Source organism: Kribbella rubisoli, from assembly GCF_004217145.1.
GTDB classification, from domain to species: domain Bacteria; phylum Actinomycetota; class Actinomycetes; order Propionibacteriales; family Kribbellaceae; genus Kribbella; species Kribbella rubisoli.
Window position 1 is genome coordinate 400,829 of sequence record NZ_SHKR01000015.1, and the last position, 24,958, is coordinate 425,786.

General features: G+C 67.7%; 22 protein-coding genes. 7 read left to right on the forward strand and 15 right to left on the reverse strand.

Annotation, left to right across the window (positions count from 1 at the left end; all coding sequences use genetic code 11):
- Positions 1 to 15: 15 nt before the first annotated feature.
- Positions 16 to 867 (reverse strand): alkaline phosphatase family protein, encoded by an 852-nt coding sequence (locus EV645_RS31350; protein WP_130447658.1) that lies wholly within the window; start codon positions 865 to 867, stop codon positions 16 to 18.
- Between the two features lie 171 nt (positions 868 to 1,038).
- Positions 1,039 to 1,566: a P-loop nucleotide/nucleoside kinase family protein gene (locus EV645_RS31355; protein ID WP_198681967.1), complete on the reverse strand. Its 528-nt coding sequence runs from the start codon at positions 1,564 to 1,566 to the stop codon at positions 1,039 to 1,041.
- A 72-nt stretch (positions 1,567 to 1,638) separates the two neighbouring features.
- On the opposite strand from EV645_RS31355, the gene EV645_RS42390 reads away from it, so the two are divergent.
- On the forward strand, positions 1,639 to 2,226 hold the full coding sequence (locus EV645_RS42390; RefSeq protein WP_130447659.1) for a TetR/AcrR family transcriptional regulator: 588 nt from the start codon (positions 1,639 to 1,641) through the stop codon (positions 2,224 to 2,226).
- Here EV645_RS42390 and EV645_RS31365 read toward each other — a convergent pair.
- Positions 2,216 to 3,100 carry an ANTAR domain-containing protein gene (locus tag EV645_RS31365; protein WP_198681968.1) on the reverse strand — a complete coding sequence of 295 codons (885 nt, stop codon included), beginning with the start codon at positions 3,098 to 3,100 and terminating at the stop codon, positions 2,216 to 2,218. The two genes, EV645_RS42390 and EV645_RS31365, sit on opposite strands and share 11 nt — an antisense overlap.
- Before the next feature lie 18 nt (positions 3,101 to 3,118).
- Between EV645_RS31365 and EV645_RS31370 the strand changes: the two genes are divergently transcribed.
- Entirely contained in the window at positions 3,119 to 3,895 is a 777-nt protein-coding gene (locus EV645_RS31370; protein WP_130447660.1) for a phytanoyl-CoA dioxygenase family protein, read from the forward strand.
- Between the two features lie 48 nt (positions 3,896 to 3,943).
- On the opposite strand, the gene EV645_RS31375 is transcribed toward EV645_RS31370, so the two are convergent.
- The 6 genes from EV645_RS31375 to EV645_RS31400 are packed head-to-tail and all read right to left on the reverse strand — an operon-like array spanning position 3,944 to position 9,864.
- Entirely contained in the window at positions 3,944 to 4,759 is an 816-nt protein-coding gene (locus EV645_RS31375) for an ABC transporter ATP-binding protein (protein WP_130447661.1), read from the reverse strand.
- A 10-nt stretch (positions 4,760 to 4,769) separates the two neighbouring features.
- Positions 4,770 to 5,795, reverse strand: coding sequence for a FecCD family ABC transporter permease (locus EV645_RS31380; protein ID WP_198681969.1), 1,026 nt, complete (start codon positions 5,793 to 5,795; stop codon positions 4,770 to 4,772).
- Positions 5,792 to 6,856, reverse strand: a complete 1,065-nt coding sequence (locus tag EV645_RS31385; protein WP_130447662.1) for a FecCD family ABC transporter permease — start codon at positions 6,854 to 6,856, stop codon at positions 5,792 to 5,794. The genes EV645_RS31380 and EV645_RS31385 overlap by 4 nt, the downstream gene beginning before the upstream one ends.
- A 1-nt stretch (position 6,857) precedes the next feature.
- The gene (locus EV645_RS31390) at positions 6,858 to 7,880 is read right to left on the reverse strand and encodes an ABC transporter substrate-binding protein (RefSeq protein WP_130447663.1); all 1,023 of its coding nucleotides are present in this window, start codon (positions 7,878 to 7,880) and stop codon (positions 6,858 to 6,860) included.
- Positions 7,881 to 7,885: 5 nt separating this feature from the next.
- A complete protein-coding gene (locus tag EV645_RS31395) occupies positions 7,886 to 8,758 on the reverse strand; it encodes an alpha/beta hydrolase family protein (RefSeq protein ID WP_130447664.1) in 873 nt (290 codons plus the stop codon).
- Positions 8,755 to 9,864: a C45 family autoproteolytic acyltransferase/hydrolase gene (locus EV645_RS31400; protein WP_198681970.1), complete on the reverse strand. Its 1,110-nt coding sequence runs from the start codon at positions 9,862 to 9,864 to the stop codon at positions 8,755 to 8,757. Before EV645_RS31400 ends, EV645_RS31395 begins: the two co-directional genes overlap by 4 nt.
- A 125-nt stretch (positions 9,865 to 9,989) precedes the next feature.
- Between EV645_RS31400 and EV645_RS31405 the strand changes: the two genes are divergently transcribed.
- Positions 9,990 to 11,693: an amidohydrolase gene (locus tag EV645_RS31405; protein WP_130447665.1), complete on the forward strand. Its 1,704-nt coding sequence runs from the start codon at positions 9,990 to 9,992 to the stop codon at positions 11,691 to 11,693.
- Between the two features lie 66 nt (positions 11,694 to 11,759).
- Here EV645_RS31405 and EV645_RS31410 read toward each other — a convergent pair whose 3' ends face one another.
- Entirely contained in the window at positions 11,760 to 12,461 is a 702-nt protein-coding gene (locus EV645_RS31410; protein WP_198681971.1) for a GntR family transcriptional regulator, read from the reverse strand.
- A 101-nt stretch (positions 12,462 to 12,562) separates the two neighbouring features.
- On the opposite strand from EV645_RS31410, the gene EV645_RS31415 reads away from it, so the two are divergent.
- Positions 12,563 to 15,451 (forward strand): aminotransferase class III-fold pyridoxal phosphate-dependent enzyme, encoded by a 2,889-nt coding sequence (locus EV645_RS31415; RefSeq protein ID WP_130447667.1) that lies wholly within the window; start codon positions 12,563 to 12,565, stop codon positions 15,449 to 15,451.
- A gap of 21 nt (positions 15,452 to 15,472) precedes the next feature.
- Here the strand turns inward: EV645_RS31415 and EV645_RS31420 are convergent, their stop codons facing one another.
- From EV645_RS31420 to EV645_RS31435, 4 genes are all read right to left on the reverse strand, one after another.
- Entirely contained in the window at positions 15,473 to 16,906 is a 1,434-nt protein-coding gene (locus EV645_RS31420) for an aminobutyraldehyde dehydrogenase (RefSeq protein ID WP_130447668.1), read from the reverse strand.
- A 4-nt stretch (positions 16,907 to 16,910) separates the two neighbouring features.
- Positions 16,911 to 19,817 carry an aminotransferase gene (locus EV645_RS31425; protein ID WP_130447669.1) on the reverse strand — a complete coding sequence of 969 codons (2,907 nt, stop codon included), beginning with the start codon at positions 19,815 to 19,817 and terminating at the stop codon, positions 16,911 to 16,913.
- The gene (locus EV645_RS31430) at positions 19,814 to 20,584 is read right to left on the reverse strand and encodes an SDR family NAD(P)-dependent oxidoreductase (RefSeq protein ID WP_130447670.1); all 771 of its coding nucleotides are present in this window, start codon (positions 20,582 to 20,584) and stop codon (positions 19,814 to 19,816) included. The genes EV645_RS31425 and EV645_RS31430 overlap by 4 nt, the downstream gene beginning before the upstream one ends.
- 139 nt (positions 20,585 to 20,723) lie before the next feature.
- Complete coding sequence (locus tag EV645_RS31435; protein ID WP_130447671.1) at positions 20,724 to 21,632, reverse strand: MurR/RpiR family transcriptional regulator; 909 nt, start codon at positions 21,630 to 21,632, stop codon at positions 20,724 to 20,726.
- 160 nt (positions 21,633 to 21,792) lie between these two features.
- Here EV645_RS31435 and EV645_RS31440 point away from each other — a divergent pair, with 160 nt between their 5' ends.
- The 3 genes from EV645_RS31440 (at position 21,793) to EV645_RS31450 (ending at position 23,940) form a co-directional block, all read left to right on the forward strand.
- Positions 21,793 to 22,071, forward strand: a complete 279-nt coding sequence (locus EV645_RS31440) for a twin-arginine translocation signal domain-containing protein (RefSeq protein WP_130447672.1) — start codon at positions 21,793 to 21,795, stop codon at positions 22,069 to 22,071.
- Positions 22,072 to 22,141: 70 nt separating this feature from the next.
- Positions 22,142 to 23,518: a DUF4331 domain-containing protein gene (locus EV645_RS31445; protein ID WP_130447673.1), complete on the forward strand. Its 1,377-nt coding sequence runs from the start codon at positions 22,142 to 22,144 to the stop codon at positions 23,516 to 23,518.
- Positions 23,518 to 23,940 carry a hypothetical protein gene (locus EV645_RS31450; RefSeq protein WP_130447674.1) on the forward strand — a complete coding sequence of 141 codons (423 nt, stop codon included), beginning with the start codon at positions 23,518 to 23,520 and terminating at the stop codon, positions 23,938 to 23,940. Before EV645_RS31445 ends, EV645_RS31450 begins: the two co-directional genes overlap by 1 nt.
- Positions 23,941 to 24,030: 90 nt before the next feature.
- Here the strand turns inward: EV645_RS31450 and EV645_RS31455 are convergent, their stop codons facing one another.
- Positions 24,031 to 24,828 carry a maleylpyruvate isomerase family mycothiol-dependent enzyme gene (locus EV645_RS31455; protein WP_130447675.1) on the reverse strand — a complete coding sequence of 266 codons (798 nt, stop codon included), beginning with the start codon at positions 24,826 to 24,828 and terminating at the stop codon, positions 24,031 to 24,033.
- Positions 24,829 to 24,958 lie beyond the last annotated feature (130 nt).

Sequence of the window (24,958 nt, forward strand, 5' to 3'; positions counted from 1 at the left end):
GAGTTGCGGGACGACTTAGTTCCAGACGTTGGTGACCGCTGCCGCCGAGTTCAGGTGCGTCAGCCCGTAGGAGCTCTCGATGGTGCTGAGGATGTTGTAGTGGTTGATCTGGTTGGAGAAGGTGCCAACCTGCGTGTGAGCGCCGACGAACGCGGTGAAGATGTGGTTCGACGAGCCGCCGTTGTCCTCGTCGAAGGTGACGATCAGCAGGCTGTTGTGGGTCTTCGCCCACGTCGCGTACGCCGTCAGGTTGTTCTTCAGCCAGGTGTCACCGGTGCCGACCGAGCAGTCGTGCATGTCGTTGCACATGTTCGGCGTCACGAACGACACCGTCGGCAGGCTCGCGTAGTTGGCCGAGCTGGGGAAGTCGGAGTACCGCAGGTTGTTGGCCGCCGGCACGTTGCTGAAGTTGACCCAGCTGTTGTGCTTGCGCTGGTACTGGCCGCTCGAGCAGCCGGTGTAGCCGTCCGACGGCATGCTCTCGGAGTAGCCCTTGAAGGTCTTGCCGGCGTCGATCAGCTGCTTGCCCAGGTTGCTGCCGCTGTAGGTGTGCGGGCAGCTGTCGCTGGTCAGGCCTTGTGTCGACCCCGAGAAGATCGCCGCGTAGTTGGGTTGGCTGGGGTGGGTGACGCCGTACGCCTGGGTGAACTTCGCGCCCTGCCCCGCCAGGCTGTTGAACGTCGGGGCGCTGGAGCTCCCGCTGATCTGCGAGTATGCGTGGTTCTCGAACATCACCAGCACGATGTGGTCGAAGACCGGCACGCTCGCCGCCGCTTGCGCGGGTTCCGTACGGCCGTTGACGACCACCGCCGAGGCGATGACGGCCGCCGCCGCCACGACCGCGGCCGCGATGCGTTTCCGTATCACGATTCCTCCTCACAGGATTGACCGGCCCTGGCTGCACCGCCAGAGCCTGACCAATCGTGAGAGCCGCCAGCCGCGCCGACCCCAACACTGCGAGCACCCCACATGTGCGCGAGGTAAACAACCGACCATCACTCTCAGGAATGCATCGACCGCGCAGCGCAGCAACCGAACTCACGTCGTACGTCGGGCGAGATGTGTGGTCAGCTCCTGGTAGGTGTCGTCCACCGGGCGGGTGGTGTCGAGGACGAGGTGGTTGCCGGTGCGCGGCTGGTACTCCGTCATCAGCTCGTGCACCTGATCCCAGGAGGGGTAGGTCCAGCCGGGTATATCGCCGGCGCGGGTCTCGACCCGACGGCGGTGCTCGGTGCTGTCGGGACACACGGTTTCGACGACCACATGGTCGGCGTCGACGTCCGCCGCCAGGTGACGCCATCCGTCACGAGCCTCTACGACCGGATTGACGGCGTCCGCGATCACCATCAGCCCACGCTGCAGATGATTCGTCGCTACGTCGTGGGCGACGCTGTACGCGGCAATACCGGTCTGCTCGGGAGTCAGGCCGTTGCGGCGCATCGCTCCTTCGATCTCGTCGATGCGTAGCCAAACAGCCTTGGTGTCATGGGCGAGCAGACGGGCGAGTGTCGATTTGCCGGTGCCGGGCAGTCCGCCGAACTCGATCAGCATTCCTCTGTCGGACATCCTTGACCTTCCTGTCGCTTTACTGCCTGTATAGTGAGTCGCTGTACAACGTGTCAAGGGAAGGAGCGGGCAGTGAGCACCCTCGGTCGACGTGCCGCCACGACAGCGGCAACCCGTCGCGGCATCATCGACGCCGCTCGGGAACTGCTGGCCACGCACGACTGGCAGCACTTCACGATCGAGGCTGTTGCCAACAGGGCGGGGGTGACCCGCGTGACGGTCTACAACCAGGTTCGGTCGAAGCGCGGGCTGCTCGACGCGGTGCTGGCCGACCTCGTCGACCGCGCAGGCATGGACCAACTCCTGACGGACACGCAGCACCTGAGCGCCGGTGAAGCCTGCGCGGCGATCGTGCAGCGGACCTGCCTGTTCTGGCACTCCGAACGCGAGCTTCTCCGGGCGTTGTTCGGCCTGGCCGCGGTCGACCACGACGTCGCGTCGATCCTGGAACAACGCGAGGAATGGCGTGGCAAGCAGATGCAAAGTCTGGTCCGACGCCTAGCCGCGGAGTCCGCGCCTTCGTTCGACGAGGCCGACGTCCTGGCCGGCGTGACCGCCGTGACGTCCTTCGTCACCTACGACGCGCTAGGCCCCATCGCCGACGATCCAGACCGCGCCGCGGTACTGGTCACCCACCTGGTACGCAGCCTCACTGACTGAGGCCGTACTGCTGGAGGACTGCGCTGAGCTTGCCTGCGTGTTGGGCGTCGACGAGTTCGAGGGAGAGGTTTCTGAGCTTCACGTTCCTGTCTTGTGAACCGCGTTTGAGGACGTCGAAAGCGACCTCGGAGCCGATGCCGTAGCGATGCATCAGGATGCCCTGTGCCTGTCCGATCACCGTTCGGGTCTGCAGCGCGGACTGTAGGTGCTCGATCAGCTGCGTGCTGTTGTCGTACAGGCTGATGTTGTCGAACGCGACGCCGGCGTGCAGCGCGAAGAGCAGGACGATGTCGTACGACGTTGCGCCGAACGCGTCCGGCTTGGCCGAGAACAGGGTGAACGCCGCCGCAGTACCGCCGGCCGCCGGAAGCGGGAGGAACACGCAGCTGCGGTAGCCGGCGTTGATGGCGGCCGCGTCGAAATCGGGCCAGCGGTGGTCCGCAGCCAGGTCGCCGATCCGGCGCGGCTCGCCGTACAGCAGCGTTTCCTGCAATGGGCCGCTCGGAGCGCTGAGTTGCTCTGCCAGAGCGGCCCGCGACGGTTCGGCGACCTGGGCCGCGGTCTTGTGATGGCGCGCGATGATCTCGGGCCTGTCCTGCGTCAGCACGGTGATCGATGCTTCTTCACATTCAGGCACGCTGAACACCACCCGCCGGACGAACCGATCCAGGACCGAGGCCACGTCGTCGTCATCCACCAGCCGACCGATCTCGGCCAAGTCCTGCGCCAGATCCAGAATCTCGTGCTCCATGCCGCCATCTTGCTGCATGCTCAGCAATCCGAAAATCCGGTGGCCGCACGACACGCGTGCGGATTGGACGCGCCGGGTACCTCGGCGAAGATTTAACAGCCACCATCGCCGTCTCAACTGCACGAAGAAGAGGACAGAGTGATGCTTGATCCCGTCGTAGACAAAGGTGAGCTGACCGAGACTGACCGCTTCATCTTCGAGTCCTGGGGCTACTTCCTGATTCCCAACGTCTTGACCAAGGACGAGGCCGCCGAGGCGTACGACGTCTCGCAGCGGCTGCACCAGAGCCGGGACCGCGAGTTCGGGCAGATCGGCCGGACCTACGAGAGCGAGCCGGTGCTGGAGAGGTTGATCGATCATCCTGCCGTGCTTCCGAAGGTCCAGGGCCTGCTCGGCGATCGATTCGTACTGCAGGCCGGCTGGAACACGATGCAACCGGCGCACGGCGGGAACGGCGGCTGGCACCAGGACGGATCGTCGGCCTTCGACTTCAAGGAGCTGGGATATCCGGTCCCATTGATCCAGCTCCGTGTGTCGTACCTGCTGACCGACCAGACCGTGCCTGGCATGGGCAACATGGAGCTGATCCCCGGCAGCCACCGGTCGCGGGTCCCGCTCCCGGACTCGATCCGTAAGAACAAGGAAGACGTCGCGATCGGCCACGTCGTGTGCGCCGAGGCCGGCGCCGCCCTGGTCTTCCACAACGGCGTCTGGCACCGCACCTTCCGCCACGACGGCGACTACGACCGCTTCACCACCCACTACGTCTACAGCCCCCCGTGGGTCCGCCCCGCCGACCGCCTCAGCAACGACCCCGAGTTCCTGGAACGCACCACACCCCTGAGGCGCGCCCTGATGGGCGAGTTCGCCCGCCCGGACGCCCCCTTCGGCGCCAATTACGACCCCCTGCCCATCTGACCCAGGCGCACCGGCCTCCCACCATCCCGGAGGCCGGTGCAACGACGTTCAGCAGTTGGCCAGGGCTGTTGGGGTTTGGGTTCGGAGGCCGGCGCGGAGGGGGATGCACATTGGTTTGCCGCTGACCGGGTGGGGGACGACCTTGGACTCCACGCCGAAGACGGTGCGGATGATGTCGGCGGTGAACACGTCCTCGGGTGAGCCTTCGGTGACGAGGGTGCCGGACTTCATCACGAAGACGTGGTCGGCGTACTCCGCGGCCATGTTGAAGTCGTGCAGCACCATCGCGACGGTCTTGCCCTGCTCCTGGTTGAGCTGATGCAGCAGGTCCAGCACCTCGAGTTGGTAGGCGACGTCGAGGTACGTCGTGGGCTCGTCGAGCAGGATCAGGTCGGTGCCCTGCGCGAGGCAGAGCGCGATCCAGACCCGCTGGCGCTGGCCGCCGGACAGCTGGTCGACGTGCTGGTGGCGCAACTCGACGGTGCTGGTGACGGTCATGGCCCATTCGACCGCTTCCTTGTCGGCCGGGCTCGGCACCTTCAGGGAGGTGCGGTGCGGGTGCCGGCCGAACCAGACCAGGTCCTCGACCGAGATCGACTCGGGCGTGACCAGGACCTGCGGCAGGATCGCGAGCTGCCGTGCCACTTCCTTGGTCGACGTGTCGTGGATCGACTTGCCGTCCAGGATCACGCTGCCCTTGGACGGCGGGAGCAGCCGGGCCAACGCCCGCAGCGCCGTACTCTTTCCCGAGCCGTTCGGTCCGATCAGCACGCTGACCTTGCTGTCAGGGATGGTGAGGGTCAGATCGCGAGCGATGACGTGCTGGTCATAGGCGAGCTGGACGCCCTGTGCCTGCAGACGCATGGTGGGTCTCCTACTTTCCGGTCTTCACGAGCAGGTACAGGAAGTACGGACCGCCGATGACCGCAGTCACCAGACCGGCCGGGATCTCGAGTGGCGGCGCGAGGCCACGCCCGATCATGTCGGCGAACAGCATCAGCAGTACTCCGAAGAGAGCGGCCGAGGGGAGCGATGCGAGGTGCCGCCCGCCGAAGATGCGGCGAGCCATGTGCGGCGCGATCAAGCCGATGAACCCGATGGTTCCGGACACCGCCACGGCCGACGAGGCGAGCGCCACCGCGAACAGCAGGAGCAGCCGCCGGGTCCTCTCGACCGGCTCGCCGAGCCCGGCGGCCAGGTCGTCACCGAGCCCGAGTACGTCGAGCTTGCGGGCCCAGATCAGGACCAGCGGCACCAACACCACAACCCACGGGAGGATCTCGTACACAGAGCTCATCGACCGGCCGAAAAGACTGCCCGTCAACCAGATCAACGCCGCACTGACATCCAGCGGGTTCCGAACCAGCAGGAACCGGATGCCCGCCTCGAACGCCGCGCTGACAGCAACACCGACGAGCGCGATCCGCACCGGCGTGGCACCACGCCGGTAGGCCAGCAGATACACCAGCCCCGCGGCCAGCAATCCACCGACGAAGGCCGCCGGTACGACGGCGAGCACGGGTACGCCAGGGATCGCGAGCAGCAGCAACATGCCCGCGAAGCCCGCACCCTTGGTCACACCAACGACGTCGGGAGCGGCCAGCGGGTTGCGGATGACACCCTGCATCACGCCGCCGGACACGGCCAGCGCAGTACCGACCAGCCAGGCGAGCAGCACCCGCGGCAACTGGAAGTCGACCACGATCTGAGCGGCCTGATCGCTGGTGTTGCCCGTGACCGCGTTCAAGACGTCATGCATCGAGACATCGGTCGCACCGACGCTGAGGCTGTAGAAGCTGAGCACGACGGCGAGTACTCCGAGCGATCCGACGACGGCTCGTGGATATCGCTGAGCCGTCGTGATCCGCCGGACATGTTGCGCGACGATCGCAGTACTCACGATGAAGTCACCTTCTGTCGACGGGCCAGGTACACGAAGATCGGTGCACCGAGGAGCGCGGTCACAACGCCCGCAGGGACCTCGTACGGCGGTTTGACGTGGCGGGACAGGATGTCGGCGTACAGCACGAGGACACTCCCGGCGGCTGCGCACAGCGGAAGCAGCACGGTGTAGTTGGAGCCGGCCAGGCGTCGGACGATATGCGGCACGATCAGGCCGATGAACGCGACCGGACCGGCGACGGAGACTGCCGCGCCGCACAGCACGACGACAAAAGCCGAGCCGAGCAAGCGGGTCCGTTCGACGTTCTGACCGAGACCGCGAGCCATGTCGTCGCCGAGGGCGAGCAGGTTGAGCGAGCGGGACATCGAGAACGCGCCCACCAGCCCGATGACGAGCCAGGGGAGTAGATTGCGGATGTCGCCCCAGGCCGCGAAGTTCACGCCGCCGACGAGCCAGAACAGCACGCTGTCCGCGGAGTTCTCGTCGAAGATGATCAGCACCTGAGTGAGCGAGATCAGCAGACTGCTCGCGGTGACGCCGGCCAGGGCCAGGCGGACAGGGCTCACCCGTCCGCGGCCCGACCCAGCCAGCAGCATCACCGACACGCCGGCCGCGGCCGAGCCGCCGAACGCCAGGAGAATCGTGGGCGCGCCGGACAGCGACGGTACGACGGTCACCGCGAGCACGACCACGAACACCGCACCGGCGTTGACGCCCATGATCTCGGGCGCTGCCAGCGGGTTCGCGGCGACCGCCTGCATCAGTGCGCCGGCCACCGCCAGTGCCGCGCCGACCAGCAGGGCCAGCACGATCCTCGGCATCCGGATCGACTGCAGGATCAGCTCGTCGGAGTCGTCGGCCTTGAAGATTGCTCCGGGCAACCGCGAGAGCGGGATGTGCTGACTCCCTATGGACAGGCCCCAGACGACCCCGATCACGAGCAGGGCCAGCAGGAACAGGGCCACCCAGGTGACCCGCTGTTTGCTGGTGACGATCTTCGGGCGCCGGTGCACGGCAGTCTCGGCAGGTCCGGGCGCGATCCCGGTCGACTGGGTCATGTCAGTTCCCGTAGAGGTTCTTGACGGCTTCCTGGGCGATCAGTTCCGATGCGACCAGACCACGCGACCGTGACCAGACGTTCTGGTCGACCTTGTACGTCGCGTTGTCCTTGACCGCCGGGATCTGCTTCCAGAGCGGACTCTTCTCCCAGGTATCCGCCAGCGTGTCACCGGTCTGGCCGGCGATGAACATGATGTCCGGCTTGGTGCTGACCACAGTCTCCAGCGTGAGCGAGACCGTCGCGTCGCCGCTGTCGTCCGCCAGCGGTGACTTGATCCCGAGCAGCGCCAGTACGCCGGGGGTATAGGCCTTCGGCGGGAACCCGGTGAACTCCTTGTCGGACGACACCGCGAACAATGCCTTGCGGGTCTCACCGGACTTCGCCTTGGCCTTCAGATCGGTCAGGATCTTGTCGTGCTCGGCCAGCCGGGCCTTCATCTGGTCGCACTTGTTCAGGGCGATCGCAGCGGACATCTCGCTGTCCATCACCTGCTGGTAGTTGCCGTTGAGGCTGGCGTAGGCGACGGTCGGCGCGATCTTCGACAGCTGGGCGTAGATCGCCTTGTGCCGTCCGCTGTCGGCCAGGATCAGGTCGGGCTTCAGCGCGGTCAGCACCTGGATGTTCGGCGTCGCCCGCAGGCCGACCGACTTGTAGTTGCCGACCTTGTCCTTCAGGCCGGGGATGATCCGCTCCGGCTTGTCGTCGTCGGCGACGCCGACCGGCGCCATGCCGACCGCTACCAGCGCGTCCACGAAAGAGAACTCCAGTGCGACAACCCGCTTCGGAGTACCGGTGATCGTGGTGGTGCCCAGGTCGTGCTTGATCGTCCTGGTCTCCTTGCCGCACTGCTCGAGGTTGAGATCCGAGCTGATCCCTTGGGCGGCAGCGGCCCGGTTCGCGTTCGGTGCGTCGCCGGTGGCAGGCGACGCGGACGTGCCGCCGCACCCGGCCAGGCCGACCGCCGCGACGGTCAAAGTGAGGAGGGCGAGCGACCGCCGCAACCTCGAAGCGGTGTTGGACATGGCATTCACTCCTGGTGTCGAAGAGGCGTTACAGGCGTGGGGCGGTGAATCTCGGACCGGGACTGCAGCAACCCGGCGAAGAAGTCCCGGACGGCCGGGAGGATCAAGGAGCCGCGGTGGGCGACGCCCGGGACCAGCTCGAACCGCACGTCGATGCCCTGGGCAAGGAAATCGCGCTCGAGCGTGCGCAACCGCTCGATCCGGGTACGGCCGGTGTTCTCGACGCCGTCCATCCAGTTGGCCTCGCCGGGATTGTCGATCTCCCAGGTCTCGACGTCGTTGTCGCCGACAACCATCAGGATCGGCACCCGGCGCAGCGACTCGAGATCGACCGCACGGCCGAAGCGCTGCTCGAGATCCTTCGTGCCGAGCCACCAGGGGAGGCTGTCGTCGAGCTGGGTGATCCGGCCGGGAGCACCGATCGAGACGCCGGCCAGCCGATCCGGATGGAGATAGAGGAAGCGGTGGGCGAACTGCCCGCCGCCGGAGAATCCGTGCAGATAGAAGACGTCCGGGTCGACCGGGTATCGGCGGCTGACCTCGTCGATCATCGCGAGCAACGCCCGGTCGTACCGGATGCCCTGGTACTCGATGAACTTGAAGTTGTGCAGATCCTCCGGATCGATGATCCCGGCCGGGAACAGCGGCGCGAGTACGACGACCTGGTGCTCGTCGGCGAACCCGGCCATATGGTCGCGGTACAGCGACGCGTTGCGCTCGGTGCCGTGCTGCATGACGAGCAGCGGGGCCCGTTCGGTGCGCAGGTTCTCCGGCACGTAGAGGCAGTAGCCGAGCCGCTGGTCGTACTGCGAGGCGAAGATCGGGGTCTTGCCACGCGCGAAGTGGGCCGAGGTCGGCTCGCTGCGATGCTCGATCATGGCCGGACCTCGTCGTACAGGTTGAACGGGACGAGTTCGTACTTGTTCTCGCACGGCGGTCCCGCGGCGACGTAGTACTCCCCGGTGGTGAGATCGACGCAGCTGGACAGGGTTGTGGACCACTGCTCCACGGCGGGTAGCCGCTCGTCCGGGTGCGCGCAGAGCGAGTCAGGGTGTCCGAGATGGTCCGACATCGCCGTGTGGATGGTGTTCCGTACGTCGTCGGACGTGGCCGCCTTCGCCAGACCCCGGTGGGCGCGTGGTACCCGGATCAGCGAGTCGGGTGAGATCAGCCGGCTTCCGACCTCCCGCAGCACCTGGTAATGGTTGCCGTGCACAAGCAATCCGTTCTCGCCGTACTCCCAGCCGTGGCCGCCCGGTGTGGTCTCGATGTCGATCGAGAATCCGTCCCGGTGGGTGAGCAGGGCGTTGCTCGGGATGTGGGCGGTGGTCGAGGTGAGGATCTTGACCGCGTCGGCGATGTTCGCGGCGTCGAGGACCGCGCGGCGGATGACCGTCTGCGGCATCCCCGCCGAGTCGTCGAAGCGGCCGCCCAGACCGTTCGCGTTCAGCGCGAGGCCGGCCGAATTCGCGCCGTGGCGGCCGATCTGCCCGGCTTCGACCTGCAGGATCAGCGTCGGCTTCGGCGGCTGCACGATCCGCAGGATGACGACGGTTCCGCGGACCGCTTCGCGCCAGTCCCAGTTCTGGCCGGCGTACACGTGCCCGTCGCCGGCCGCTCCGTCGATCAGCGAGAACGACGTACAGCCGTCGGTGTCGGCGCGGGCTGTGGAGTCGGGGAACCAGTTGTCGTAGATGATCTCGCCGCGGCAGTTGAGCGCGAGGATCTCGGGAAGGGTGACTCCAGCGCCGTCGGCGATCCCAGCCATCTCCGCCAGCAGCCCGGGGTGATCCCGCTCGACGAGGCGCTGCCACGGCCGGGTGTGCTCGAGCACCTGGTCCCAGCTCAGACGGGCCTGGTGCGCGAAAGCCTCCCGGTAGTAGGCGATCGCGTCGGCGATCAGATCCGCCGCGGCACCGCCGTACTGACGGCCACGTTCCAGGGCCGACGGGCTGGCGATCTCGATGACTCGGGGACTCGGCACGCGCACTCCTCCGATGAACACTCTTGGTCAGTAAGGGAACATTGACGCAATACTGTAACGACTATTACGGTCTGTCCAGTCCTTACGGACGACTGATCTGCAATCCAGGTGAGGAGCCACAGCGAATGACCACCCCATCGCCCCAGGCTGAAGCGGTCGATCTCGTCGTGTACGGCGGGATCGTGTGGACCGCCGATCCGCACCGGCCGCTCGCTTCAGCCCTCGCGGTCGCGGGGGACCGCATTGTCCGGGTCGGCGACGACGCCGAGATCCTGCAGCTGGCAGGCGAGACCACCGAGGTGCTCGACCTGGCCGGGCGGATGGTGTGCCCGGGTTTCATCGACGCGCATACGCACTTCGAGAACGCCGTCGATTGGTACTTCCAGGTTGCGCTGACCGACGTCAACGACCAGGCCCGCCTCGAGGAACGCGTCGCGGCCACGGCCGCGCGGCTGACCCCTGGCGTCTGGATCACCGGGGGAGACCTCGGGGACTTCGCCTCCACCCGCGGCGACGACGTCACGCTGCTCGAGCCGGACCTGGCCGCGATCGATGCGCTGACGCCGGACAACCCGCTGCTGATCCGCCGCGCCGACCATCAGTACTTCGCCAATTCCAAGGCTCTGGGCGTCGCGAACATCGACCGCGGTACGCCGGACCCGCGCGGCGGCAGGTACGGCCGGGACGCGGGCGGGAACCTCACCGGGATGCTGTACGGACAAGCCGGTGAGTTCGTGCACCGGCTGGTCACGCCGATGTCGCTGGAGCAGAAGCTGCTCGGTGCGCGCGGTGTGATGGCCGAGCTCAACGCGGTCGGGATCACGTCGATCCACGACATCGCGCGGCTGCCGGCGGTGACCGAGGAGACGATCCCGCCGGTCTTCCTCGAGCGCAGCTTCTCGAACGCGCAGATCTTCCGGACTCTCGCGGACCGCGGCGAGCTGTCGGTCCGCGTCTACGCCTTCCTCCCGCTCGACACGCACGACCGGCTGGCCGGTCACGGTGTCACGCCTCAGGCCGGAGATGAGTGGCTGCGTTTCGGGGCCCTCAAGATCTTCGTCGACAGCGGTGCGATGCTCCCGCCGTTCGACCCCGCGGATGCACCGGGGACCGGCCTGACCGACGGCTGGTCGTACCGCTTCGTCGGTGAGGAACGACTGGCCGAACTCGTCCTGGCGGGTGACGCGGCGGGTTTCGACATCGGCGTCCATGTACAAGGCGATCGCGGTTGCCGGATCGCGATCGACGCCTTCGAGCGGGCGGCGCACCTGAACGAGCCGCGCGACCGGCGGCATCGGCTCATCCACGCCTGGCATCTGGCGGACGACGACTTCGCCCGCGCCGGCAAGCTCGGGCTGGTCGCCGACGTGACGCCGGACCAGCTCCTCCTTTACTCGACGAACCTCGACCGGGCGATCGGCCCGGCCCGCGCGGCAAACGCGTTCGCCTGGCGCCGCATGATCGACAGCGACGTCACCGTCAACCTGGTCTCGGACCTCCCCGGCGCGTTCAACAAGTCCCACGTGGCGGAGTTCGATCCCTTGCGCAACATGTATGCCGCGATCACCCGCACGTCCGGCGATTCACCGCAGGACGACCCGTTCCACCCCGACCAGGCAATCACCGTCGACGAGGCCCTACTCGCCTACACCGCGAACCCGGCGTACTCCGCCCACGAAGAGGCGGTGAAAGGAAGCCTCACCCCCGGCAAACTCGCCGACTTCATCATCCTCACCGAAGACATCCGCACCGGAGGCCCGGAGACGCTCCTCCGAGCAACCGTGGCCCGCACCTACCTCGCCGGCCGCCTGGTCCACTCCGCCGATTGAGTACATGACAGCACGGCAGTACGACGCTCCGCAGTACGGCAGTACGGCGGTACGGCGGTGGGGTGGTTAGGGGGTGAGGGCTGTTATGTCGGTTGAGGCGACTACGTTGACCAGGAGGCGTTCGTTGGCGTCGGCGTGGGCCTGGACCAGGCGGGCGGCTTCGGTGGGGTCGCGGTGGAGGAAGGCCTGGCAGATTGCTCGGTGTTCGTCGAGGGCTTCGGCGGGGCGGTGGGCCGACTCGCGGTAGGTGGTTTCCAGGATCGACAGGGCGAAGCGCATCTCGACCGCGATACCGGCGAAGAAGTCGTCGACCCGGGCACTGCCGATCAGGCCGACGACGGCCCGGTGGAACTCCAGGTCGCGCTCCACGATCTCCTGGGCGTGGCCCGAGTCGGTTGCCTGCGCCAACTGGTCGAAGGCCTCGGAGAGCGGCCGCAGCTCCGCGTCGGTCAATGTGGCGGCTCGCGCGGCGGCGCTGCCCTCCAGCGTCTTGCGGACGCGGTAGAGGTCGCGGATGTCCTCCTCGGTGAACAGCACGACCCGGGAGCCCTTGTGGCGATAGTGGCGCACGATCCGCTCGCGGGCCAGGATGCCGAGCGCGTCCCGGATGGTGCGGCGGGAGACGTCGAACTGGGCCGACAGGCCCTCCTCGCGCAGTTGCTCGCCCGGCTTCAGCCGTCCGTCCATGATCGTCTCGCGCAGCAGCGCCGCGACCTCTTCGGCGGTCGTACCGCGATTCAGCCTCGAGACTCGTCCGTCGACCGTCATGCGGCTCCCTCTCTCACCCTGCGTACATCTTCGAGGGCACTCTATCGCGCTCCGCGACAATGGTAGCATTGGTGCATTGGTCACCAATCTTGTGAGGTGCAATGAGTATTCTCGAGTCGAGTTCGCCGGTCGAGCAGTGGAACCAGGCGAGCATCGCCGAAGTCCTCGCCCAGGAGTTCGGTCTCCGGGCGGTCGCACAATCACCTTTGGGTGGCGAGGTCGATCAGAACGTGGCTGTCGACCTCGCCGACGGATCCCGTGTTGTCGTCAAGGTTTCCTCGCCCGGAGCCGATCCCGACGAGATCCGCTGGCGGCACGCACTGCAGACTCTCGCCGCCCGGCCGGGCGTCCTCGGACCGGTGCACGCCACCACCGCAATTGCCTCCCGCAACGGAGATACCGTCGTCCCGATCGACCGCGACGGGACGCGCCGGATCGTCACGGTTCAGCCCTGGCTGCCCGGCCGGACGTTGTCCGATCTGAACAGTCACTCCCCACAACTCCTCGGCGAGCTCGGCCTGACCGCCGCCCGGATGGTCCAGGCGCTCGCGCCGGCCACCGCGTTGCCTGGGGCAACAACTCGCCACTGGGATGTACTGCGGTCGCCGGAGGCGATTGCCGAGGGCATCGAAGCGGTCGAGGACCCGGCCCGGCAGGCCCAGGTGCGAGAGATCGTCGGCTGGTTCGACCGGGCGATGGACAGCCATGCTGCCGGGCTTCCGAGGTCGGTCGTCCATCAGGATCTCAACGACTTCAACGTCCTGGCCCGCCCGGGACCGGACGGTCGCCATCATGTGCACGCCGTGCTGGACTTCGCCGACGCGCTGCACACCGCGCGGATCGGTGAGCTGGCCGTGGCGGTCGCCTACGCGATGCTGCGCAAGAAGAACCCGCTCAGCGCGGCGACGGCCGTGATCCGTGGGTACGCCGCCGAGCTCGAACTCACCGAAGACGAGCTCGCCGTGCTCTACCCGCTCGCCGCAGCCAGGCTCTGCGTCAATGCCGTCACGTGGACCAAGCGTCAAGCGGACGGCGGTACGTCGTACGGGCACGAGCGGATGAAGCACACCTGGCCGGCGATAGCTCTGATCGCGACAACTCCGCCGGAGGTCGGCGAGCTCCTGGTTCGCATGGCCGCCGGGGCTGCGGTCGAACCGGGCAGGCCCGCGCCGGGTGCAGACGCCCACAAGTTGGCAGCCCTTGACCTAGTGCCGTTCGAACCCGCGCACGAACCGGTCGGCCAGGATGATCGCGCCCGGCTCGGCCGTCACCTGAGCGCCGACGCCGGCACCGTCGTCCGGCGAACGACCGAGGCGGGTGAGGCGGGTGAGGCGGCCACGCTCAGACTCGGCATCGAGCTGGCGTCGTCGGAGCCGTTCCAGGTCGTCGCGCCACACAGCGGCGTCGTGCAGGAGCGCGGTGCGGCGTACCTGATCCTCCGCCACGAGGCCGACGAGACGATCTGGTCCCGCTGGACCGGCCTCGACTCGCCGTTGTCAACCGGCGTCACGGTGGCCAGGGGCGAGCCGATCGGTACCGCGCACACCAGTCTCCGCGTAGCGATCTTCCGCTCCCTGGAGACAGCAAAGGCTGGTGGACGGCTGGTGACACCCTCCGAGGCAGCCGCGTGGGCGATCATCTCGCCCGATCCGTCCGACTTCCTAGGACTCGGTGCCCAGCCAGACCCCGCCGTCGCCTGGACGGCGAACAAGGTGCTCGCGACAAGAAACCGACGATTCGCGCGGTCGCAACGCTCGTACTACGACCGGCCGATGCAGCTCGTCGGCGGCCGGGGCGCCTGGCTGTACGACGAGTTCGGCCGCGGCTACCTCGACGCGATGAACAACGTCAGTCATGTCGGCCACTCCAATCCCCGCGTCGTCGAGGCCGCCACCGCACAGATGTGGCAGCTCAACACGAACAGCCGGTTCCTCTACCGGGGGATCGCCGAGTACGCCGAACGCTTGACCGCGTTGCTGCCCGATCCACTCGAGGTCGTGTTCCTGGTCTGCAGCGGAAGCGAGGCCAATGACCTGGCCGTCCGGATCGCCCGCACGGTCACCGGGCGCAACGACGTACTGGTGGTCGACGGGGCGTATCACGGCAACACCTCGGTCCTCACCGGACTCAGCCCGAACCGCTACAAGGGCCCGGGTGGCACCGGACCCGATCCGACCACGCACGAGGTGCAGCAACCCAACCGCTATCGCGGCCCGTTCGGGTACGACGATCCCGACGCGGGCAGCAAGTACGCCGCGGACGTCCGGCGGCAGGTCGATCGACTCACCGCACTCGGTACGCCGCCGGCCGCGTTCATCGCGGAATCGGCGATGGGCACAGCCGGCAGCATCTTCTATCCCGACGGCTACCTCGAACAGGCGCACGCGCATGTCCGGGCGGCCGGCGGACTCTGCATTGCCGACGAGGTCCAGGTCGGCTTCGGCCGTTTCGGCGACGTTTTCTGGGGATTCGAGGGCCAGGGCGTCGTGCCGGACATCGTGACGATGGGCAAGCCGATCGGCAACGGCCATCCGATGGCGGCCGTGGTCACCACCCGGGAGATCGCCGACGCCTTCGATACTGGGATGAGGTACTTCAACACCTTCGGCGGCAATCCGGTCTCGTGTGCCATCGGGACCGCCGTACTCGACGAGATCTCCGAGCGAGGCCTGCAGGCTCGTGCGGCCGAGACCGGGCGGGTCCTCGACGCCAGGCTCGGCGAGCTCGCCGGCCGGCACGCGCTGATCGGCGACGTACGCGCCCACGGAATGTACGTCGGCATCGAGCTCGTTCGTGATCGGGCGACCAAGGAGCCGGCACCGCAGGAGGCGCTGCTGCTGAGCGAGCTGATGAAGGACGAGGGAATGCTGGTGTACCCGACGGGGCCGGCCGAGAACGTGCTGAAGATCAAGCCTCCGCTCGCGTTCACGCCGGCCGACGCCGAGCTGTTCACCGAGGTTCTCGATGAGGTACTGACCCGGGACTGGTGATCGGGCGGGCCGCCCTGACCGTCAGGTCAGGGCGGCCATCACGTGCTTGATGCGCGTGTAGTCCTCGAGGCCGTACACGGACAGGTCCTTGCCGTGGCCCGACGACTTGAAGCCACCGTGGGGCATTTCGGCCACCAGCGGGATGTGCGTGTTGATCCACACGCAGCCGAAGTCGAGCGCCGCCGAAAGACGGAGTGCGCGGCTCACGTCCTTGGTCCACACCGATGACGCGAGGCCGTACTCGACGCCGTTGGCCGACCGCAGCGCGTCGTCCTCGCTGTCGAATGTCTGCACAGTGATGACCGGCCCGAAGATCTCGTGCTGCGACAGCCAATCGTCCTGACGCAGTCCGCCGATGACCGTGGGCGCGACGTAGTACCCGGTGTCGCCCTGGCGTCGCCCGCCGGTGACGACCGAGCCGTGCGCCGGGACACGGGAGATGGCGTCGAGCACGCGCTCCAGCTGGACCGCGTTGTTGACGGGCGGCACCCAGGCGTCCGCGTCGTCGGGGGAGCGGCCCGCGGTCGTCGTGGCCCGCTCAGTGCAGGCGGTCAGCGCGGCGATGAAGTCGGCGGCGGCCGGCGCCTGGACCAGCACCCGGGTGGCCGCGGTGCAGTCCTGGCCGGCGTTGAAGTACCCGGCCATCGCAATGCACTCGGCCGCGGCTTCGAGGTCGGCGTCCTCGAAGACGATCACCGGCGCCTTGCCGCCGAGCTCGAGGTGCGTGCGCTTGAGATGCCCGCCGGCGCTCGCGGCAACGGCCCGGCCGGCGGCGACCGATCCGGTCACTGAGACCATCTGCGGGGTCGGGTGCGCGACGAGCGCGGCGCCGGTGTCCCGGTCGCCGGTGACGACGTTGAAGACCCCCGGCGGCAGATGCTTCGCGGCAAGCTCGGCCAGCATCACTGTGGTGACCGGAGTGGTGTCGCTGGGCTTGAGTACGACGGTGTTGCCGGCGGCAACCGCGGGGACGAACTTCCAGATCGCCATCATCATCGGGTAGTTCCAGGGAGTGACCTGGCCGATCACGCCGATCGGCTCACGACGCAGCCACGACGTGTGCCCTTCGAGGTACTCGCCGGCGGAGCGGCCTTCCAGCAGACGCGCGGCGCCGGCGAAGAAGCGGATCTGGTCCACCATCGGCGGGATCTCTTCGGCCTTGGTGAGGTGACCGGGTTTGCCGGTGTTGCGGCCCTCCGCCGCGATCAGGTCGTCCGCGGCCCGCTCGACCTCGTCGGCGAAGTCGAGCAGTGCTTTCTGGCGGGCGGACGGCGTACTGCGTCGCCAGTCGACGAAGGCGGACGACGCGGCGGCGTAGGCAGCGTCGAGGTCGGGCCCGGTCGAGTTCGGGGCCGATCCGTACTGCTCGCCGGTCGACGGGTCGACGATCGGCATCGTCTCGCCCCGGACGGAGTCGACGAGCTCTCCGTTGATGAAGTTCTGGACGGTCGTCACAGCTTTACCACCCTTCGGTAAGAACACGGTCGAGTGCGTCGGCGAAGAAATCGGCATCGGCGATCGTGATGCCCAGCGGCGGCTTGATCTTGAGTACACACAGGCGGTCCGACGTCGGCTGCATGATCACGCCGAGCTCACGCATCCGCTCGCAGATCGCGGCGGTCTCCGCCGGCGCGGGCTCCAGCGTGCTGCGATCGCGGACGAGTTCGACGCCGACGTACAACCCCATCCCGTGCACGGCGCCGATGATCGGATGGCGGTTGGCGAGTTCCAGCAGGCGGGTCCGGAGATGGTCACCGACCAAGCGCGCGTTCTCCTGCAACTGCTCGTCGCGAAGCACGTCGAGAACGACCGTGCCGGCGACGCAACTGACCGGACTCCCGCCGGCCGATGAGAAGAAGTAGCCCTGGCTGCGGTAGCCCTCGGCGATCGCAGCTGTCGTGATGACCGCGCCGAGCGGATGCCCGTTGCCCATCGCCTTCGCCACAGTGACGATGTCCGGTACGACGCCTTGTTGCTCGAAGCCCCAGAAATGGTTTCCGAGGCGTCCGTACCCGACCTGGACCTCGTCGTCGATGCACAGCCCGCCGGCCCGGCGTACCGCGGCGTAGACGGCTCGGAGATAGCCGTCCGGGAGAGCCATGCCGCCGGCGTTGCCGTAGAACGACTCGGACAGGAACGCGGCGGCCGGGTGGCCTGCCTCGGCCAGCTTGTTGATGGAGGCAACGGCGTCCTCGCCGTACCGGTAGGCGTCGGGTCCGCGGTACTGCCCGCGATAGGCGTTCGGCGCGGCGACCGTGTGCACCCAGGACGGCCGGGAATCAAGGGCGTTGGGATTGTCGGCGACCGACGTCGAGACGGCATCGGTCGCGTCGGACCAGCCGTGATAGGCCTCCCGGACGGCGACGATGTCACGTCGTCCGGTGTTCGCCCAGGCGAGCCGGAGGGCGAGGTCGACGGCCTCGGTTCCGCTGTTGACGAGGAACACCGTGTCCAGCTGCCCAGGCAGTAGCGCGGCCAGGCGCTCGGAGAACTGGACGACCGCGCGGTAGTGGAAGCGGGAGTTGGTGTTCAGCAGACGCCATTGCTCTTCGATGGCTGCGGCGAGGCGCGGATGCCCGTGGCCGAGGATCGACACGTTGTTGACCATGTCGAGGTATGAGCGGCCCTCGGTGTCGAACAGGTGATTCTGCCAGCCTCGCTCGATCTGCGGCGGCTCCCGGAAGTAGTGCTCCTGGACCGTCGCGAATGCATTGTCCCGGCGATCGAGCAGTGCCTCGCGACTGGCGGCCCGGGTCGGGACCGCGGCTGGATTGATCAGACCGGTCGGGTCCGGGCACGACTCTGCCCAGGCTGCGGCGAGACTGGCTGGAACGAAGAACGGCGGCCGGGTGTCGAGGTCACTCACCTGCACCCGTAATGAGGCGTGAGCTGCCAGCCGGCCGAGAACCTCGCCGGTGTCGACGGCACCCTCAGCGCTGACGTTCGCACCAGTGAGCCACGACGTCATACCCTCCGGGCCTTTGAGCGCGACGGCATCGTCGTGCCGCTCGATGACCCCGGCCCACGGTGCCCGGAGCTCCAGGTCCTGTACTGCGAACACCTCGACGCCGAGGCCGATCGACGCCGGAGCCTCGAACGAGTTCAGGCGGGTACGCGTCAGCCGCGGCTGGAGGTAGGGAACAGCCACGGCCACCGACCCGTCCTGCTTGAGTGCTGCCGCCGCCTCTGCGCCTTCAACCAGGAACAGCCCGTCGTGCAGGTCGATACTCGTGGTCGACAGATCCAGCGGCGTCGGGACCACGGGCTGGTCATCGGCGATCCACAGCAGGGCGGAGCCGTCAACGGTCCGGCGCTCCCTCCGAGGCCGCACCGAAGCGCGGATCAGCTCCGTCAGAACCTCGAGCGGAACGGACGTCGCCCGCTCGAAGATCGCCCACTCGCGTTCGAGGTTCTCCGTCGCGTAGCGGTTGTCGCGGTCGACCTTCGCCTGCTGCTGACCACTCACCGCCAACGCCGCGGCCCGCAGTACGACGAGTGGCCCGAGCGCCGCGAGTTCGTCGTCGGAGATCGGGCGGATCCGGTCGTACGCGACGATCGCCGGGAGGATCGCCGACGGATCAGGGGAGTGGTGCAGCAGCGACGTACAGGTGACGGCGAGTTCGGCGATCGACCAGCTCTCCGCGAGGTCGCCGAAATCGATCACGCCGACCGGTCGCCGGCGGCCGTCGGCGTCGACCGCGGCGATCACGTTGTCGTCGGTCAGATCTCCGTGGATCACCTGTAGCGGCAGGGTTCCGGCGTACGGCGCGAGTGCCTTGGCGGCGGTCCTGGCGGCGGCCAGGACGGCATCCGGTCCGCCGGGCACGGCCACGAAGTCGGCGAGTCGCGTCACCACCTCGGCCGCGTTCCGCAGATCCCATTGGAGGGAGCGGGGAGGGACCTGGTCGGCGAGGCCGGCCAACTCACGCGACGTACGGGCAGCGAGATCGCCCAGGGCGGCGACGATCTCGGGCGCGAGGTAGCGGCTGTCGCTGAGGACGTCGCCGGCCACGAAGGTCACCAGGCGCGCGTACGTCGGCCGCCCTTCGAGCGCGATGGGCTGGACGGTCGAGCCGTCGGGGCCGGGAATCGCCACGGGCACCTGGATGTCGGGTTCGAGCCGGGCGACGCGGGCGGCCGCCAGGTCCTGCGCCTCCAGGTCCTCGCGGGTGAAGGCGGCGTTGGACACCTTCAGGACGTAGCGGGCGCCTGCGTCGACCAGGAAGTTCGCGTCCTGCTGGCTGCCGAGTTCGGTGACGTCGCCGTGGATGCCGTACGTCGCCTGCACGTACTCCGCCGCCTGGGTCAGGGTGATCTCCGGCGCGGGGAGCGCTGCTTCCTCGAAGAAGTCGAAGTGCTGGGTCATGCTCGTTCCTCCGCGATCGAGTTGCCGCCGTCGACGACGAGGCATTGGCCGGTGAGATAGGACGAGGACGGCGAGCACAGATAGGCGATGAGGCCGGCGACCTCCTCCGGGGTGCCGCTGCGGCCGACCGGGGTCCGCAGCCCTTGCTTGTGCTCGTCGGGCGTCTGCGAGTCGGTGGCGATCCAGCCCGGCGCCACTGCGTTGACCGTGACCCCTGCGGCCGCGGAGTCGAGCGCGAGTCCGCGGACCAGTCCGGTGACGCCGGCCTTCGCCGCGCAGTACGCGACCTCACCGCGCATGGCCATGACCGGTCCGGTCAGGCTGGACACCATCACCAGACGCCCGGTGCCGGACTCCTCGAGCGCCGGCAGGACAGCACGTGCGAAAAGGAACGCCGCGTCCAGGTTGCGGGACAGGCTCGCCTGCCACTTCTCGAACGACAGCTCCCGGGCGGATCCCGACTCCGGCTCGGGCCGCGTGGTCGAGGTCATCCCCGCACAGTTGACGGCGATGTCGAGCCGGCCGAACCGGGACGTGGCGGCTCGGGCCAGCTCCACGGCAGTGCGGTCCTGGGTCAGGTCACCGGCAATGGCAACTGTGCCGGCGGGAAGCTCGGCCGCGCGTTCGTAGACCCGGTCACCGGCCGCCGAGATGACGAGCGAAGCACCTGCGGCGCTCAGTGCCCGCGCCACCGCGAAGCCGATGCCACGCCGGCCGCCGACCCCGGTCACCACCGCAGCCCGGCCCGCAAGGTCGAGGTCGCCCACGCATAGCCACCTTCCAACGAAAAGTGCTGCAACGTCCCCACCCCTCGCTCCGCTCAGGGTGGGCGAGGAAGTGAGGATTGGTGACCAATTTAGCAGCTACGGAATTGGTGAGCAATCGTGGGCCATCATTGTGCGAAGGTTAGAAACCGAGCCTCCGGCGGAGCGCCGTCAGCTGTTCGGAGGCCTCCACCGACCGGTCGGCCGCCAGGGTTGCGACGCCCTGCGCCAGCACATCCCCGACAACGATCGAGGTCAGCGGCTCGCCGGTCAGGCCGGTGGGGGTCGTCGGCGAGTGCAGCGTGACTGTGACCGCGCGGGCAAGCTTGCTGTCCGGATCCTCGGTCACGAGCACGGTCGCGGCCCCGACGTCCCGGGCGCGGTCGACCAGGACGTCGACCTCGATGACCGAGCGACCCGGTGCGAACAGGACGACCACATCACCAGGCCCGATCGCAAGCAGGTCGTCGGCGAGCCGGAAGCCCCCGGCCTGCAGGGCGGTCACACGAAGCCCCACCCGGCGCAGCACCAGGGCCAGATGATCCGCGGCCACGAACGAGGCGCCGAAGCCGTAGGTCAGCGTGTGTTTCGCATCGAGCAGTAGTTGTACGGCGTGCTGGTATGTGTCGAGCGAGAAGGTCGGCTGCATCAGCTCGAGCCGGTCCAGCGACTCCGCCAGAACCTGGTGCCAGACGCTGGCCAGATCCCCGCCGGTCGACTCGACCCGCTTGCGGGCGCGGACCACCGGCCGGTTCGCCTGCGTGAACGGCGCCGCGATCTTCGCCTTCAGCTCGGCCAGACCGGAGTACCCGAGCGCCTGCACCGTGCGGATGACCGTCGCGTTGCTGGTCTTCGTCTCGGCGCCGAGGTCGGCCGCGGACAGGAACAGCAATTCCTCCGCCGTTCGCTCGGTCAGCGACCGGCTGACCGCCCGCGCGGCCGGCGAGAAGCCCTCCCAGCGCTCACGGATCCGCGATCGCAGATCAGCGATCACGTCAGCCGAGGTCGCGGCGGTAACGGCGTTCGCGGAAGCATCCCGGGACTCATCCATGTAATGGATGATACGAGCCCGGTGCGCTGTCTTCCGACCCATCCGGTGGTGCGTCGGCGGCGAAGACCTCCCGAGCGTAGTTGTGACCCGGGTCACATTATATGCGACTAAGTCGCAGATGGCAGTCGGTGCCGGCGCTCGTGAGAGGGAAGGGACAGACATGAGTGACGCAACACGCCGGGGCTTTCTGGTGTTCGCCGGTGCAGGGACCGCGGCAGCGGTCGGTGCTGTGGCGGTGCCGAAGCTCCTCGGCGAGCGGCCGGTGGAGGCCGCGGGTGGGGAACAGTTGCAGGCGGCTGATCTGGCGACGGCAGACTCGTTCGTCGTCCACGTGAAGGACGTCAAGAAGGGCCAGATGGCGATTCTGGTCGGCAACCGCGAGGTCTTGCTGACCGATCGCGAACTGGCTGCGCGCCTGGCCGGCATGACTACCGCCTGAGCCGCGCCACGAGCCCAGCCGCCCGGGCTCTCCTGCACTGCACACAGAAGCTTTCACTGGAGGAACAGTCATGTCTTCGCACCGCGAAGCACCGGAAATCTCGAAAGACCCGGTCGCCGACAACACCGATGTCTACGCGTTCGTCAGCCCGGACAAGCCGGACACGGTGACTCTGATCGCCAACTTCATCCCGTTCCAGAACCCGTTCGGCGGGCCGAACTTCTACGAGTTCGGTGACGACGTCCTGTACGAGATCCACATCTCGAACAGCGGCACCGGCCGCTCCGACATCAGCTACCAGTTCCGCTTCCACGCCGAGATCAGGAACAAGAAGACCTTCCTGTACAACACCGGTCCGATCAGCTCCATCTCCGATCGCACCTGGAACCGTCCGCAGTACTACTCGGTCACGCGGGTGGAGCACGGCCGCTCGCGGATCCTGGCCCGCAATCTCGCGGCACCGCCCGTGAACGTCGGCATCCGCAGTACGCCGAACTACGCGAAGCTCGCCGGCCAGGCGATCCACACGATCGGCACCAACCGCAAGGTGTTCGCGGGTCAGCGTGCGGACGGGTTCTTCGCCGACCTCGGCAGCATCTTCGATCTCGGCACGCTCCGGCCGTTCCAGATGGCACACCTGATTCCGTCGGCCGCCGCGATGGGCGTCAACGGCCTGCAGGGGTCGAACGTGCACACGATCGCGTTGCAGGTCCCGATCACGGACCTCACCCGCGACGGGCGGAAGCCGACCGGCGTACTGGATCCGAGGGCCGTGATCGGCGTGTACGCGTCGGCCAGTCGCCAAGCGTCGAAGATCCTCGACGACGTACGCGGGATCCCGACGTGGCACGGCCCGTACAAGCAGGTCTCCCGGCTCGGGAACCCGTTGTTCAACGAGGTCATCGTGCCGATGGCCGAGAAGGACAAGTGGAACAGCCAGGCGCCGTACGGCGACAAGCGGTTCGCCGGCTACGTGACCAAGCCCGAGCTCGCCGGTCTGCTGCCGGTCCTGTACCCGGGCGTGTTTCCCAACCTCGCGGCGTACAAGAAGTCCCGCGCCGACCTGGCGGCGATCCTGCTCACCGGCATCCCGAAGGGCGTCGTACCCGGGTTCCAGAACTACACCGGTCCGGTGCAGGCAGACCTGCTGCGGCTGAACGTCGCGGTCCCGCCGGCGAAGTCGCCGAACCCGCTGGGTCTGGTCGCCGGTGACGCGGCCGGCTTCCCGAACGGTCGTCGGGTCTTCGACGACGTCGTCACCGTCGAACTCCGTGCCATCGCGGGCCTGACGATCCCGTTGGTGGACCCCGCGTTCAAGCCTGATGCGGCGACCGCAGCGATCAAGGACGGTACGTCGAACACCAACGCGGACTACCTGACGTGGTTCCCGTACCTCGGCGTTCCGGCCGGCGGCTACCAGTCCAAGCCCGGAACGCCGGCCGCCTGATGAGCACCGTCGAAAACCCGCACGCGGGTAAAGGATCGTCCGTCCTGCTCGACATCGGCGGAGACATCGGCGCCCTGGTCATCACCTTGCCTGCGGCACTGGAGGGCGAGGAGATCGAACTACGCCCGACCAACTTCGCCAGTAGCCACGCGGACCAGCACGAACACGGACATGGACATGGACACGACCATGGGCATGGACACGGACACGGGCACAGCCACGCGCTGCCGCACGTCGCCGTGGTGCCACGGCCCTCGCCGGACGGGGAGATCGTCCACTCAGCAGTCTTCTTCGAGGTCCCACAGGGCAACTACGAGTTGTACGTACGCCCCGATGGACCGGTGCAGCTGGCCGTGGATGTCACCGGGGGCGTGGTGACGGAGGCCGACTGGCCACAACCGAGAGCTATTCAGAAGCCCTAGAGGAAGCTCCGGCCTGGGGAGGATTTTGTACCGAATCGGGTGCAAGATCCTCCCCAACCCCGCTTCCCGCGACCTGGACCGCTACGGAGGTCAGTAGCCCGGGAAGACCTCGCGGAGGGTAGACAGGCTGACCGGGCCGGTGAGCTCGAGGGTGGACGGGGTGTGGTCCGGGGCGAGGCGGCCCGCGATCAGTCGTAGCCAGGACTCTGCGGGCAGGGTCAGCGAGCCGTCGGCCAGGTCAGCCCGGTCCGCGGGATTCGGGTCGATGCTGACCGGGTCGTCAAGGCGGAGCGAGAACTCTGTTGCCGGATCGGTGGTGGCGACGGTCAGCACGGCCTGCTGGCCGTTGAGGTTGGCCGGCTTGGTGATCCAGCTGAGGTCGGTGGTGTTCTGGAACATCTGCGGTACGGCGTCGGCGTCGAGCGTCGCGCTCGGGTCGGACGCGCTGCGGACATCCCACGAGTGATAGGTGAGCTCGCTCAGGCGCATCCGGGCGACCGTCGCCACGTCGGCGGGCGCCGGCAGGTAGCCCAGCTCGATGCGGAGGTTGTCGCGCTGGTCGTCGCTCAGCGACTCGAACAGTGTCGTGAGCTTCTCGTTCCAGACGAGGAAGCCGGCAGCCTGCTCCTGGCGCGATGACGAGTCCCAGCGGGCCCAGACGTTCTGGTTGAAGTCGCTGTCGGCGGCGGGCTTGCCGTCGAGAGTGAGCTGCACCGTGTTGGTCATGATCTCCGCGCCGCTGCCGAGGTGACTCAGGACCTGCGCGATGTCCCACTCGGCGGCCGCCGACGGGCCGGCCAGCGCGTCCTCGTCGAAGTTCGTCACCAGCTCCGCGAGCCGTTCGTAGCCGGTGCGGAGCGCGGTGATGACGATGTCGGCGTTGCTCAACTTGTGCCTCCAGAGGCGATCGGACCAAGTAGTTGAAACATGTCATTAATACCACCGGAGTGGTGAGCGGGCCGGGGGTTTGGACGGCGGTCACGTAGACGTTGCCTGCCGGATGCTGTGGAGTGCTTGG

Bases quoted from the DNA above. Each gene is read 5' to 3' on its own strand.
- EV645_RS31355 (WP_198681967.1), bottom strand. From the start codon at position 1,566: ATGTCCGACAGAGGAATGCTGATCGAGTTCGGCGGACTGCCCGGCACC.
- EV645_RS31370 (WP_130447660.1), top strand. From the start codon at position 3,119: ATGCTTGATCCCGTCGTAGACAAAGGTGAGCTGACCGAGACTGACCGC.
- EV645_RS31375 (WP_130447661.1), bottom strand. From the start codon at position 4,759: ATGCGTCTGCAGGCACAGGGCGTCCAGCTCGCCTATGACCAGCACGTC.
- EV645_RS31385 (WP_130447662.1), bottom strand. From the start codon at position 6,856: ATGACCCAGTCGACCGGGATCGCGCCCGGACCTGCCGAGACTGCCGTG.
- EV645_RS31390 (WP_130447663.1), bottom strand. From the start codon at position 7,880: ATGTCCAACACCGCTTCGAGGTTGCGGCGGTCGCTCGCCCTCCTCACT.
- EV645_RS31395 (WP_130447664.1), bottom strand. From the start codon at position 8,758: ATGATCGAGCATCGCAGCGAGCCGACCTCGGCCCACTTCGCGCGTGGC.
- EV645_RS31405 (WP_130447665.1), top strand. From the start codon at position 9,990: ATGACCACCCCATCGCCCCAGGCTGAAGCGGTCGATCTCGTCGTGTAC.
- EV645_RS31410 (WP_198681971.1), bottom strand. From the start codon at position 12,461: ATGACGGTCGACGGACGAGTCTCGAGGCTGAATCGCGGTACGACCGCC.
- EV645_RS31415 (WP_130447667.1), top strand. From the start codon at position 12,563: ATGAGTATTCTCGAGTCGAGTTCGCCGGTCGAGCAGTGGAACCAGGCG.
- EV645_RS31425 (WP_130447669.1), bottom strand. From the start codon at position 19,817: ATGACCCAGCACTTCGACTTCTTCGAGGAAGCAGCGCTCCCCGCGCCG.
- EV645_RS31435 (WP_130447671.1), bottom strand. From the start codon at position 21,632: ATGGATGAGTCCCGGGATGCTTCCGCGAACGCCGTTACCGCCGCGACC.
- EV645_RS31440 (WP_130447672.1), top strand. From the start codon at position 21,793: ATGAGTGACGCAACACGCCGGGGCTTTCTGGTGTTCGCCGGTGCAGGG.
- EV645_RS31445 (WP_130447673.1), top strand. From the start codon at position 22,142: ATGTCTTCGCACCGCGAAGCACCGGAAATCTCGAAAGACCCGGTCGCC.
- EV645_RS31450 (WP_130447674.1), top strand. From the start codon at position 23,518: ATGAGCACCGTCGAAAACCCGCACGCGGGTAAAGGATCGTCCGTCCTG.